This window comes from Enterobacter sp. WCHEn090032, from assembly GCF_003986875.1.
Lineage (GTDB): Bacteria > Pseudomonadota > Gammaproteobacteria > Enterobacterales > Enterobacteriaceae > Enterobacter > Enterobacter sichuanensis.
The window spans coordinates 143208-155625 of record NZ_RXRN01000012.1 but is presented as its reverse complement, the minus strand read 5'-3'; the positions used below and the strand labels follow the sequence as shown (position 1 = coordinate 155625).

The following is a 12418-nucleotide window of genomic DNA, read 5'->3' as shown; positions in this document are numbered from 1 at the left end:
AAACCGAGGTTTGTGCGAGCGGCTTCTGCAGTCGTTGCCCCGGTCCCGCCGTCAGTAATTGCAAGCGCACCGTTGGCCCCTTTCTGCGCCAGTTTACCGATACCAGGAATGATTACAGGGGTGCCGTTAATGGTTACGGTGATGCTCTGGTTTGCTGAAGTTGTGGCGAACGTCTCCCAGGCACCAATATTCTCGTCATACTCTTTGATGAGCTGTGACATGGCCTGGGCCAGTCCGTCGACCGAGATATTGTCCGACACAAGGATTCCATACTTCTGGCCGCTCAGCGCCGGTGATGCAGCAGGTGTTACCGTCATTGTCGTGGCACTGTTCACGGATGAGATCTGGAACAGCTGCACCGGGTTAGACATGACAATAATCGTCTGGCCAGCGCGAACCTGGCTGGCGGGTGCCGTCCAGTTCGTTCCGGTGCCGGTTGCTGTATTTCCGTTAATTGCGATAGTGCCAGTGTTATAAAGCATTTTGCGCTCCATGAATTTATCGATCGCTAGAAACGATCAATAAATGAATATTGATTCGTATAAACGATCTGAATAATGGGAGTTTATTTGTGAATATGGATATCCCACTAACAAATGGAATATATAGAATGAAAAAGAATTATTTATCGGTGTTACTTGGCGTGACTTTCCTGACCCTGTCTTCTGTATCTTTTGCTTCTGAACAGGGGCAAAAATCAGACCCTGGTTATGGCAATGGCGGAACCGCGCAAAAACGTCAGATTGATGCCTGCGTAAACGCAAACACGTCCAGTGTGGCTTCTTACGACAATGGGTCTCATGTTAAGCCATGCGTAGGCGGCGCATCTTACAAGAGCCAAAAACTCCCGGACCAAAAATATAAAGCTCCTTTTAAATAAACAAGCAAATAAAGCCCCTTCAGGGGCTTTATTTTTATGAGGAAGAAAAAGATCCCGACCCTCGAGCTATCTGTAATACAGGTGAAAGAATATCTTTCCTTGAGGCGTTTGTTCCTCCCGACATATCATTAACACTTATTGATGCGGTGACTACTTGCTTTGTAATTCCACTTTTCGCAAAAAATACCGGGACCGCAATAGCATTGGTGGTGTTTCTACTTGGACAAGTTACCCACTGATAATCTTTTGTTGTGCCGTCAATGGTCACAGATATCCGTGCAGTAGCATCTCCTGCTGAGACGCCATATATCATCACTACAGCCGACACAATTGCAGTCTTGGGTTTGCTTGTTCCGGTTGTATCCGTATAGGTCAGATTGGTTGTGACACCACCTGCTCCTAATTTGGATTTATCCAGACCAACGCCAGCGTTAACCACATCCCCTACAAAGCTATCAGCCTCCACTGTGCCTTTGAACGAGCCACTGGTTGCCGTAATTTTCCCGGTGAACTCACCGTTCGTGGCGTAAACCGTTCCTCGCACAGTTACGTTATTGAAAACGGCATAACCCGATTTGTTGATATGCCAGCCAACGTTACCGGTTCCGTCCCATGTTGAGGACTGGATATAGTTACCGAGTTTGAGATTGTCGATTGTCCCGTTACCGATGACCGTGTCCCTGATAATGGTTTGGCCATTCTGGATAACGAACGGAAGCGTAACATTACCGCCTGCCTGGGTCATGACAGCAAAACGGTCAGCCAGGAACATTACCTGTGACTGCATGCCCTCTGGCGTATTCTCTACGCCGATCCCCATTCCGGCAGCGTATTGCCTACCGTTTGCATCGACTGCTACCTTGATGTTGTACATGGCACTGAGATCACCATCCATGCTCGCGATAGCCTGAGCGTTGGTGGTGATCGCCGCGGTATGCCCGTCGACAGTTGCCGTAATACCGTTTATCTGAGTGGCCGTCGCCTGCCGGTAATCAGAGAACGTCTGGTTGAGGCTGTTGATGGATGCCTTATTGCCGTTAACGTCCGTCTGCAGGCTCAGCAATGAACGTGCTGTGGCTTCCTTCTCGCTGACGATTACTTCGTCGAGACGGTCCAGCTGCGCACTGTTACCGGCGACCGTTGCGGACAGGGTTTTACGCGCGGCCACCTGTGCCAGCCCATTCTGGATAATGGCAATGGCCGAGTTTTTTACCCCGCCCGTCATGCCGTCCATAGACACGCTGATGCTGTCGATTCGCTGGCCCAGCGCGGTATCAGCCGTCGCCACGGTCTGCTCAAGCTGAGACAGAGATGACGACACATCTCCAACGTTGCTTGTCAGTTCCTTCACATCGGTCTGAACCTGCCCGATGTCCTGCGCGTTTTTGGCAATTTCCTGCGCCTGCTGTTCGAGCTCATTATTCGCCTGCAGGATATCGTCAGCCATACCAGCAATTTTTTCGTTGGTATTCACGGCGCTCTCGATCAGGTCCTTGAAGGTATCCGAGTCTTTAATCTCTTCCAGGATCACATCGGTGATGTCGGAGACATCGATACTGGCCTGCCCACGCACCCACTCTGTGTAACCAGACTCGTTGCCGCTACGGTCCACCAGCTGCGCGCGGTACCAGAAAATCTGCCCAGCCTTAAGGCCCATCTGCTGATATTTGCGCTGCGGGTAAGGCACATCGGCCAGCAGAATCGCATCGTTTTCGGTACCAGTCAGGCTGTACTGAATTTCCGTCTTCAGCGTGTCGTCGGTATTCGACGGGAATCCCCAGTTCATCTCGATTCCGAAAACAACGTTTTCAGAAGCGATGAAGCCAACCGGCTTCGGTGGATTGCCCACTTTACCTGTCAGCGTTTTCTCTTCTGAATAGCCCCATCCGGATGAAATTTCTGCGGCATTGATTGCGCGCACGCGCACCAGGTAGCGCCCGGCATAAATCCCCGGTACGTCGAATGACGTGGTGGAGCTGCGCGGCACGTTAACCCAGTTCCCATCGTTGCGGCGCCATTGCGCCTCATAGGCGATAGCATTTTGAGCCTGGTCCCAGCTCACGCGCATGGTTTCGACGCTGATATTCTGCTGCACCACGGAAAACGAATTGATCGCGATGTTCGCAGGCGGCGACTGGTTGCCCGGCGGGATCACGCTCACCGGCCGCTGGTCAATGATGGCTCCGGTATCAATACGATCGAATTTATCCGGATCGTGACTTGCACCAACGATTGTGAACGTGCCGTCATTATTATCAGTTACCGTAATTACGCGATACTGCTGTGCGTAGAGTTCATCTGACTCAATCACCCATACGGCCTCAGCCACAGGCGTTTCGCTGTAAGCGGTCGTAACGGTCACTTTATTGCCCGTTATCGACTGAATGGTGCGTGACTGCGAAACCCCCGATGGAAGATTGACAATCATCCTGTCGGCTGCCGAAGCATCCGGCACCCTGTCCAGCGTCAGCACACGACCATTCACCGCAGAGATACGGCCGCCCAGGTCGCGCCCTGAGAGATCTCGGTCCGCTACAGCGATTACATAGCCAGGCTGCGGAATGTTGCCATCTTCCCCTACATTGAAAGTAACAACGCGATCTTTGTTGTTGGTGAGGATCCCCCATCGCCCTTTCCGATTCGCTTCTGACTGACGGGTACAGCCGATCGCAGTTATCTCAAGTTGATTAAACCCATAACGCGCAACCAGCGCCTGCTCAAAAACAGGCTCCATCGCATCAGAATAAGCGTTATCAGGATCAGACCAGGACACCAGCGCATTGGTGTAACGGTTCTTTGTGGTGCTGCTGGAATAGGTAAAGCGCCCATCAATAACGTTCGCATGCGTGTATGTAAAATCTACATCTCTCGGCATGTCCGCCAGCGCCACAATCTGGTCGTCGCCCCAGTAGGTCATCCCACGGAATATGGCAGCAAAATCACGCAGGACCGTATAAGCGTCGTTGCGTTCCTGAATGTAGACGTTGCAGGTATAACGTGGTTCGGTACCACTTCCGCCTTTGCCATCCGGTACCTTTTGATCGCAATACTGCGCAACCTGGTAGAGCGTCCATTTATCTATGTTGGCCGTTGTAAGACGATCCCCAAGTCCGAAACGGTCGCTAACCACCAGGTCGTAGAAAATCCAGGCAGGGTTATCGGTCCAGGCCCATTTAAATGTCCCAGTCCACGTACCGCTATAAGTGCGGGTGTCGGGGTCGTAAGTATCCGGAACGCGGATAACGCGGCCTCGGGGCTCGCAGGAGATCTGCGGGATTGAGCCGTTAAACTGGCTGGAATCGAATTCGATATAAAGCAGCGCTGTGTTTGGATAGCGTAATTTGGCGTCAATTACCTCGGTGAAGCTCTGCAGCATCATCGTGTCGCCGATCTTCGCGCTGTTGGCATCAGACGTAATCTTACGGAGTCGGATTGTCCAGGTGCTGCCCGCCTGAGGTAAATCAATACGGTGGCTGCGCTCGTAACCTGAAGTCGTTTTGCCGGTCACGCTGGTATTGAGTACCGTCTGCCATGTGCCACCGTCCGTCTGCAGGTCAATCGCATAATTAACCGAGTAACCGACCAGATCGCCGTCGTCCTCCTGCTTGAAAAGCGAAGGCCATTTCAGACGCAGGCGAACCGCTGAAAGCTGAGTATTGGTAAAGGTGCGCGTCCACGCAGTAGCGCTCGATACCTCAGTTCCCACGCTGATTTCGTTTTCGGTACCGGGGATTCCCTGAATGTATTTTTGCGCCTGAGTTCCCGCGCGAAATTCCCACGTAACACCGCTGAAGTTTTGAGAGCCGTCAGCATTCTCCAGAGCCGTTCCGTCCAGGTAGATATCTTTCGCCGTCAGCTGCCCTGCAAATTCCCCCTCTCCTAGTGCAACGAGGATTTTTGCCTTTGCTACAGATTGCAAATCATCAGGCTGTTCGGTAGGGGTTCGGGAACTGGAGCTGCCGCCCTTGCGGCCTTTTATAGCGATTGCAGTTTCCATATTTTGTCCATAAAAAAAGCCACCCGGAGGTGGCCATGATCAGAGCGATGTTGAATTAAATATTATTTGATTAGCAAACCGAAATAGTACTGTTCATCGAAAATACGGAGAAAGCGAATTGCACAATTACGAACGTACTCTAATTGTTTCGAGCGAGGAATGTCACCGTGTCGCTGATAGTTCAGGTAATAATATCCAACCTCATATTCATAATTATTGATAAAATCATCATGCAATGCGCTCCAGTACGTCATTACTCTATTTAAAAGGCCATTTGGCAAGTCATACCACTTAACAAAAGTTCTAGTTAATTCACTCCAGACCTCATCCTCAAGTTCCGAATAGGCGAGCTTTTTGAATGTTAATCGTACTGACAATATTAACGCTACTCGTTCAGTTGGCATCACTTCTCCAATTTCATCAACGTAGCCATCAAAATAGCGAAACACCTCATCTTTTGAGATTTCCTTATCTAATCCCAAAGATGCCAAAATCAAAAGATTTGAAGACTCAATGCCGGCAGCAATCTGGTTTTCTGCCCAGTTTGTGAACGCCCTCCTGTCCAAACCAGGCTCGTTTAATTTTCTTATTCCAAGCAAATCTTGAAAGTCTATTGCATAACCATCCATAAGCATTTCCACTCATATAATGCGTTCTTTCAAGAAGATACACTTAGCTTGGCACTATAGCTACTGCTGATCGTCAACATAAATGCCAGCAGAAATGATCGCACCACCGATGCGACGCTTACCGTACAAAAGTGGTACCGGATTCCCCTGGGCTGTCGTATTGGTTACTCCACCAAAGGCGTAGCTGGCTTGGTTATCCGCAGATTGCTTACTGGCGAGCCCGGTTGTCTGTGGAGAAAGCATCTGGACTACGCCGCCGATTGCCATTGATGCCCCAATCCCCGCCACAGCTCCCCATCCACCAGCGAAAGCGGTACCACCAATCCCGATCGCGGCCCCTCCCGTGACGAACGCAGCAACAGCAACAAGGGCAACCCCGAGGATTGTCTGAAACACCCCGGCTCGCTTACTGCCGATGATCACCGGCGCGATGCGGATTTCCTCTGTGCTCCTGTCCATACTGAGCTCATCGTTTAAGAGGTTTCGTTTCCCGCTGAATACCGCATAAGTTAAACCTCGTTGCTTACTGGTATTCAGGAAACGCTCAAAACCCGGCACGATAACGCTCAGGGCGCGGATGGCCTCTTTAGGTGAAGCTACTGATAAACGATATTCACGCCCGAAGGTGGCGCCTAGTACGCCGTACAATCGAATTGTGCGGACCGGCTCAACATTGAGTAATGCAGCCATTTTTCCCCCATAAAAACTGCCACAGGCGGTTATCAGGAACAGTCTTTAAAGCGCAGTATTTTCATTGTGCGCTCACGCCAGTAACCGCCATAAGGTACGCGCTGGCTCAGATGCCCATAAAGGTGATGCAGTAGCATGTTGCCTTCCAGCAGAATCCCCGCATGATTCCACTTATCAGCCTGAACCTGCATGATCACCATATCGCCAGGTTTTGGCGGCCCGTCGAACTCACGGAATCCGCACTCATACCAGCAATCCTGATAGAAGTTGTCCGGATAGTCGTTTTCCCACCAGGGATAATCGACCCGGTAATCGTGAAGCTCTATCCCGTGCGTTTGCCGGTAATAGCTCATCACCAGACCCCAGCAGTCGAAGTGACCAAGCACAAACGGGCGCTCCAGCAGCGGCAGTTCACCACGCGGCTGGATGGTCCGTAAATCCCCCTCCGGCCAGCTCACGATATGCCAGGGTAAAAGGGTTGCATCGCATTGCGCTTTATCCAGCTCGCTCGGTTTCGTCGTGGCATTCGGGTGACTGTGAGCGATGGCGATCACCTTCCCCCAGTCTTCTGCAGCTGCATAGTCTTCGGGGCAAAGTACAAAATTGTCCTCCGGCGCAGCGGCAAGATTCCGGCACGGGAAATAACGTTCAACACGGCTTTTCTGCGCCACCACGCCGCAACACTCGCGAGGATACTCAGCTGCAGCATGAGCCATAATCGCATCGATGGTTTTCTGACGCATATCAGCTCCTGATCAAAGACGTGCCCGGGAACCCACCGAACGGCAGTTCGTTGCCGTCTCCATGCCGGAGCTTACAGGCCGTAAGCGTGCCGTTGCATTCGTCCAGAGAGGGGTCACTCACCGGGTTGTTGTTTTTATCGAAATAGCGGGTTCCGGCATAGTCGCAGCCGTCGCCGGTGCGATATTTATTCCGGATACACCAGGTACACAGAGAATGAAGTTGACGTGTGGGGATCATTTTTCCCTGTAACGACATCGGGCTATCGAGTACGAATTCGATACTCTCGCCCGGAATTTCGCTGGCTTTGCTATCAATGTAAAAAACTCGTTTTCTGACCTGTTGCGGATCGGCTGTTGCGTTACCTGCAGGGAAGTTCTTCGCATCGAGATAGTGCGAATAGGTGTCATGGATAGTGACTTTCGCCTGTAGCATATCGTCATAGGCAAGGCACAGCGCTGTAATCTTGCTTTCGATATCTGCAACCGTCAGCGTTGGCTGGGCGCTGTTGCCTTCTGTGGATGCTTCAAGCCCTTCAATTTGATACGGCCAGGCGGCATATTCTTCCCCCTGCCACCAGATGCTTTTCGCCTTCAGCTTTGATTCATCACCACCAGCAGCGGCGATTTCTTCTTCCGTGTGCGGGAGGTTGTACGCGTGAAATCGCAGTACATCATCCACGCCGAACGTAGAGCCATCAACTTCGATAAGCCGGACTTTATTGCCGGGCTCAAGGCTTTGATAGTCTGCTGTGATCATGGTGCGTACGCCTGTTTGAATGTTGCGGAAATAGTCAGAACGTTGCTGGATAAGGGCTGTGACTTGATTGATTCGGCCTCAATCCGGTAGAGCCCTGTTTCGCCAACTGGCGATGTCCAGATGAATGATTTGGTGACGTGAGAACGAAAGAACTTCAGGGCCTGAAGCATGTCCGCTTTTTTCCCCGTGAGTGTTACAGGCCAAGACTGCTTTTCAGGATTAATGCCTTCCCCGGCGATCTGCTCATAGCCGTCTCCAAAGGTTGCAGAGCGCGTTTTAAGGCTGAACGATCCTTCCATTCCCGCCTGTATCTGTGTTCGCCACGTGAATGTTTCGATTGTCATGCTTTCTCCAGGCATAAAAAAACCGCCTGAGCGGGTTATCGTGATTTGGAAGCATTCCAGATGAGCCCTCCAGGCCTCAATTGCTTCGCAATACCTTCGCGCACTGACTGATCAATAGTTTGCTTATAGGCTCGGGACATAGCATCACTACCAGCGTTTGTTTGCTGTTGCGGGTTCTGGTTCTGCACAACAACAGACGTTTGGACCGTCACACTCCCTGAACCAGCAGCCTGTAATCCGTACATCGGTGCGTTTCCGACGTAGCCGCCGTTTGCATACCCCTGAGCGCTCCGCATAAGCGTGTAGAGATTACCGACACCCAGCGCACTGGTAGCCTTCTTGGTGAATACGAATTCACCGCCATGAACCACACCTTTTGGCTGATATTTTCCTCCATCCCCGGTATAGCCAACAGCGCCGCCATTAGCGTACTCAGGAATAAAGCCGCCAGACCATGCCTGTATTCCAAAGAAATTACCTATTGCCGTTCCACCAAAGGCTGACTTCATTCCATTAACCAGAGCCAGTTGCGTCAGCATCTGGGCGATGCCCTTCAGGAAGGTAGACAGGAAATCTGAGAAGTTAGATTTACCGGTGGTGAAGAAATCAGTCAGGGTGCTGGCCATCCCGGTAAAAGCATTGCTGGTAATCGTCTGCACCTGCGAGTAAACATCGGTCGCGCTATCTTCAAATTCAGCCCAGCCCTTTTTCGCGCCAGTCAGCCAGTCTCCACGTAACCTGTCCTCTGCGTCATAGTAATCATTCGCCGCTTTAAGCTGATTCTGGTATCCCTCATCATCAAGCGAACCTCCAGCATTCTTCCAGCCAGCGGCAAGCTGACTTTCCGCGAGTTCACGTTGTGCCTGACGGTCACTCATCCCGGCACCGTTCACTAATGCAGCCTGCTTCTCTGCCATCTGCGTGACGTATTTCTGCGAGGTATCCATTCGCTTGTTCAGCTGTTCCTGAGCGGTAATCTGATCACCTAACAGGGCTTTCTGCCGTGCCAACTGAAGCACCTGGTCTTTACTCGCCAGCAGGGATTTCTCCTGCTTTGTCAGTGAACGTGAACGCGAGGCCTCCTCCAGCACCTGAAATTTTGCTTCAGTCGTCCACAGATCTTTGCGCTGCTGGCTGATAGTGTCGTTCAGCCCTTTATGCTGCTGCAGCGCGCGTAACTGTGCCTGAAGCGCCAGTAACTCGGCCTGGGCAGCATCCGTGCTGCGATCGCCAGCCGATAAAGTGCCCTGCTTTCCGGTTTTGGTCTTTTTGCCAAAAGCAGCTACTCCTTCCCGATCCTTCTGGGTGATTGCGGTGCTTATCTTTCTGGTCGTATCGAGGTATTTACCTGCACTGATATCAGCGGCATCCCAGTCTTTTTTCAGCTGAGAGACGCTGTCGCCATAAGCACCGGCCATTTGTTCGTTGTAGTCCTGCCATCCCTGCAAAGTATCTGTTTTCGCCCAGTCGGGAACGAGGTTAATCGCAGCAGCGATAGAGGAAGAAATGATCTGGTTCAGCTTCTGGAAAACGATCGCAACGCTGTAATAAATTGCGTTGAATTCCTTCAGTGTGTTTGATGCCAGCTCAGCTACCCACTGACCGATACTCTGCATGGCCTCAGACGCCCACCCCTTGATATCCAGCCACAGACGACCAAACGGCGTCAGCGAGTCGTAAGCCTCTTCTCCACGTTTTGCCATCGTATCGCCAAAAAGGTCCATAGCCTGCGTAACGGCCGCGGTCTGGTCCTTTTGCTTGATCAGATCGTCAACATGCTTAAGTTGTGAAACGGTCAGGAAATTATATTGTTCGTTGAGACTCTGCAGCGCTTTAACAGGATCTTTTTCGATGTCCTTATAGGCTTTGGTGATGTCCTGCGCCGAGACTATACCGGTCTGTACCGCCAGCGCCGTGGAGCCCGCTGCTTTTTCAAGTTGCTGCTGTGTCAGCGATCCCATGCCAACCAGTTCAGTCATCAGACTCTGAACAGTTCCTACAGTAGCGCCAGTAGAGGCAGCAATTGACTGCGAGGAAGCCATGATCTGGAGCGCTGACGTGCCGGCAATGTTGCCAGTCCTGATAATGGCCTTGTTGATTTCGTCGTAGGCGGTGAAGTAGTCCGATCCCGCTTTGGCCGCAATCAGTACAGCACCGGCCAGGCCGCCAATTGCCACTCGGGCAGGGGTCACCATCGACAACATCGCATTCAGCGCATTGCCTACACCGCCAAACGAGTCACGGAGCTGACCGCCCTGCTGAATAGCAACCATATAAACCGGCATACCGGAAGCCAGTGAGGTCACAATGTCGGTAATTTGCATCGGGAGATAACGCATAGCATTGCGGTATTGCCCCGCGCTGATAGCCCCAGACTTCCACGCATCCTCCTGCTCTTTCAGCTTTGCGATCATTGGTGCAGCACGATCGGATACGCCGAGTTGGGCAGCTTTTAGCTCTAACAGTTCTGCGCGCGTTTTTCCGATTGCTGTGACCTGCTCCTCCAGCGAATCGATAAAGGTTTTGCCCGCCGCAGCTGCACGCTGCGCTGCCTGAGCCTGTTCAATGCGAGCCCGCCCCTCTGCGGTTTCAGACTCCATTACCTGTGCCAATTTTGCCCGCGTCGTCTCAAGCACGCTGTTGTAACGAGTAAAGTCCTCGTCTCCCACCAGCCCTTTACCGCGAAATTTCGCCAGGCTCTCCTGGATAGTGTCCAGTTCATCCAGCGCCTTGTTTACCGGGCTGATTTTATTCAGCAGGTTCTGCAGTTCCTGACGCTGCTGCTTCAGGCTTTCGCTGTTTTTCTTCTGGTTATCGATACCGGTGCGGAACGTGCTGTTCAGGTCATCCGCTTTACCTGCCGCGGCGGACGCGGTCTCCTGAAAGCGATCCAGTGCCTGATTACCGCGCTCCAGCTCACTGGTATTTACGCGCAGGGAAATCGTGGCGATATCGTTACTCATTCCGCCCTCTCTTTATGCATAATTTTTAGTGCGGCGCTCTCCATGATTCGGATGTCCGAAAGCGCGGTTGCCTCGTCCTCGATGTGGTGCAGGCGCATTACCCAGGGCAGCACGTTGTAATCAAGCCCTGATGCGCCTCCCATGCCCGTGCGCCACTGCGTACTAACAGCCTGAAACACCAGGAATGAAGGCCATACATCTGGCCAGACGTCGATGTATTGATCGTCGTAGTCATCCGGCGTAAGCCCGTAAGGTGCCAGGTCTGCCGCTGTGGGTTCAGGCGTATAGAATGCAGAGGCAACCGCTATCAGTTTTTTTCGCGTTGCCCCATCAGCTCGCGATAGTAGGTTTCCGGGATTGCCTTCATTGCTCCCGGATAGTTTTCCAGCAGTACCGACAGATTCTCCGCGTTGAATGTATCGGAGAGTGCCCAGCCAGAAATAATTTCCATTAGAAAATCAGTGGCGGTTTTGCCTTCCAGTTTTTCCAGATCAGCCAGCTCTTTAAGTGGCTTATGATTAAACGTGAATGTCAGCACGCCATCCTCATCGCCGGCGCGCGGGATCGAGACGTTTGCCTTGAAAGTTGGTTTGGGCTGAAGGGTAAATTTAGTAGTCATTAATTTTTACCTGTAAAAAAGCCCCTTTCGGGGCACTAATAATGAAATTAACTGCCAGGTGTTGGATCGGTAGCGGTTGTTTTATAAAACGTCATTGCCGGAGATTGCAGATTCAGTACAACGCTAACAGTCTCTACCTCGTTTACTGCCGTTGACGGAGTGTCATCAAACGAAGCCGTAGCAGCCCAGTAACGGTCCTCTTTCGCCTTCGGCACATACATGTAAGCCGCCACAGTCTCTTCGTCTTCGTCCAGTTGGCGCAGCAACGGATATACCGGGAGGTTTGAGTCGTGAGCGATCGAGTAAGTCTGAGAGACAGCTGATTTATAAGTATTCAGGTTGCGCTGGCGATCATCGCTGAGAAACTGAATCTGCGTGGTGTTCTGATCACCCCCTGATTTCGATACCTCAGTGATTTGTGGTAGTTCGGTCCATTCCTTAATTTTGCGAATAGAGCCGGAACCGCCGCCCGCCGCGTATTTGTTTTTGTTGGTGGTATTGATGTTGCGAAGAGTTACAGAATTCGCTGCAATTGCGTCGATTTTCGCGATAACGTTATCAATACCCGACCAGTTGCAGTTCACGTGAACGATATCGCCAACCGCCAGCTCGTCAGCATCGCTTACGTTGATAACAACATGCTCGGCATTCGTTGCGCCAGTGAAGGTGATGGCCGAGCCGTAGCCCGACGCCAGATAGACGTGAGCGCCGTTAGGCAGTGCAAAGCCCATAGGAGTTTCTCCTTTGAAAAAAGAAAACCGGCACAGGTCCGGTCAGATTTGGAACACAGAAAAAA

General features: G+C 51.7%; 11 protein-coding genes and 1 pseudogene. 1 reads left to right on the top strand and 11 read right to left on the bottom strand.

The genetic code is table 11. The features are described from left to right. Positions 1–482 (bottom strand): annotated as a pseudogene (locus EKN83_RS12745) (tail fiber protein); the annotation flags it as partial. Positions 483–610: 128 nt separating this feature from the next. On the opposite strand from EKN83_RS12745, the gene EKN83_RS12740 reads away from it, so the two are divergent. Next, positions 611–880 carry a hypothetical protein gene (locus EKN83_RS12740; protein ID WP_126801063.1) on the top strand — a complete coding sequence of 90 codons (270 nt, stop codon included), beginning with the start codon at positions 611–613 and terminating at the stop codon, positions 878–880. Between the two features lie 34 nt (positions 881–914). Here the strand turns inward: EKN83_RS12740 and EKN83_RS12735 are convergent, their stop codons facing one another. From EKN83_RS12735 to EKN83_RS12690, 10 genes are all read right to left on the bottom strand, one after another. Beyond that, the gene (locus EKN83_RS12735; RefSeq protein ID WP_126801062.1) at positions 915–4877 is read right to left on the bottom strand and encodes a DUF1983 domain-containing protein; all 3963 of its coding nucleotides are present in this window, start codon (positions 4875–4877) and stop codon (positions 915–917) included. A gap of 62 nt (positions 4878–4939) precedes the next feature. Then, entirely contained in the window at positions 4940–5506 is a 567-nt protein-coding gene (locus EKN83_RS12730) for a hypothetical protein (RefSeq protein WP_126801061.1), read from the bottom strand. A gap of 60 nt (positions 5507–5566) precedes the next feature. Further along, entirely contained in the window at positions 5567–6196 is a 630-nt protein-coding gene (locus EKN83_RS12725) for a tail assembly protein (protein ID WP_126801060.1), read from the bottom strand. 32 nt (positions 6197–6228) lie between these two features. Continuing rightward, positions 6229–6939 (bottom strand): C40 family peptidase, encoded by a 711-nt coding sequence (locus tag EKN83_RS12720; RefSeq protein ID WP_126801059.1) that lies wholly within the window; start codon positions 6937–6939, stop codon positions 6229–6231. Between the two features lies 1 nt (position 6940). After that, complete coding sequence (locus EKN83_RS12715; protein WP_126801058.1) at positions 6941–7696, bottom strand: phage minor tail protein L; 756 nt, start codon at positions 7694–7696, stop codon at positions 6941–6943. Continuing rightward, a complete protein-coding gene (locus tag EKN83_RS12710; protein WP_047361644.1) occupies positions 7693–8040 on the bottom strand; it encodes a phage tail protein in 348 nt (115 codons plus the stop codon). The genes EKN83_RS12715 and EKN83_RS12710 overlap by 4 nt, the downstream gene beginning before the upstream one ends. A 35-nt stretch (positions 8041–8075) precedes the next feature. Further along, positions 8076–11003 carry a phage tail tape measure protein gene (locus tag EKN83_RS12705; protein WP_126801057.1) on the bottom strand — a complete coding sequence of 976 codons (2928 nt, stop codon included), beginning with the start codon at positions 11001–11003 and terminating at the stop codon, positions 8076–8078. Continuing rightward, entirely contained in the window at positions 11000–11263 is a 264-nt protein-coding gene (locus EKN83_RS12700; RefSeq protein ID WP_312845068.1) for a DUF1799 domain-containing protein, read from the bottom strand. Before EKN83_RS12700 ends, EKN83_RS12705 begins: the two co-directional genes overlap by 4 nt. A 47-nt stretch (positions 11264–11310) precedes the next feature. Further along, a complete protein-coding gene (locus tag EKN83_RS12695; RefSeq protein ID WP_126801056.1) occupies positions 11311–11622 on the bottom strand; it encodes a phage tail assembly chaperone in 312 nt (103 codons plus the stop codon). Between the two features lie 47 nt (positions 11623–11669). Beyond that, entirely contained in the window at positions 11670–12353 is a 684-nt protein-coding gene (locus tag EKN83_RS12690) for a phage tail protein (RefSeq protein WP_126801055.1), read from the bottom strand. Positions 12354–12418 lie beyond the last annotated feature (65 nt).

What these genes read in the sequence shown, in the direction of transcription:
- EKN83_RS12690 (WP_126801055.1), bottom strand. Translation starts at nt 12,353, where the DNA reads ATGGGCTTTGCACTGCCTAACGGCGCTCACGTCTATCTGGCGTCGGGC.
- EKN83_RS12730 (WP_126801061.1), bottom strand. Translation starts at nt 5,506, where the DNA reads ATGGATGGTTATGCAATAGACTTTCAAGATTTGCTTGGAATAAGAAAA.
- EKN83_RS12695 (WP_126801056.1), bottom strand. Translation starts at nt 11,622, where the DNA reads ATGACTACTAAATTTACCCTTCAGCCCAAACCAACTTTCAAGGCAAAC.
- EKN83_RS12705 (WP_126801057.1), bottom strand. Translation starts at nt 11,003, where the DNA reads ATGAGTAACGATATCGCCACGATTTCCCTGCGCGTAAATACCAGTGAG.
- EKN83_RS12735 (WP_126801062.1), bottom strand. Translation starts at nt 4,877, where the DNA reads ATGGAAACTGCAATCGCTATAAAAGGCCGCAAGGGCGGCAGCTCCAGT.
- EKN83_RS12715 (WP_126801058.1), bottom strand. Translation starts at nt 7,696, where the DNA reads ATGATCACAGCAGACTATCAAAGCCTTGAGCCCGGCAATAAAGTCCGG.
- EKN83_RS12740 (WP_126801063.1), top strand. Translation starts at nt 611, where the DNA reads ATGAAAAAGAATTATTTATCGGTGTTACTTGGCGTGACTTTCCTGACC.
- EKN83_RS12720 (WP_126801059.1), bottom strand. Translation starts at nt 6,939, where the DNA reads ATGCGTCAGAAAACCATCGATGCGATTATGGCTCATGCTGCAGCTGAG.
- EKN83_RS12725 (WP_126801060.1), bottom strand. Translation starts at nt 6,196, where the DNA reads ATGGCTGCATTACTCAATGTTGAGCCGGTCCGCACAATTCGATTGTAC.
- EKN83_RS12710 (WP_047361644.1), bottom strand. Translation starts at nt 8,040, where the DNA reads ATGACAATCGAAACATTCACGTGGCGAACACAGATACAGGCGGGAATG.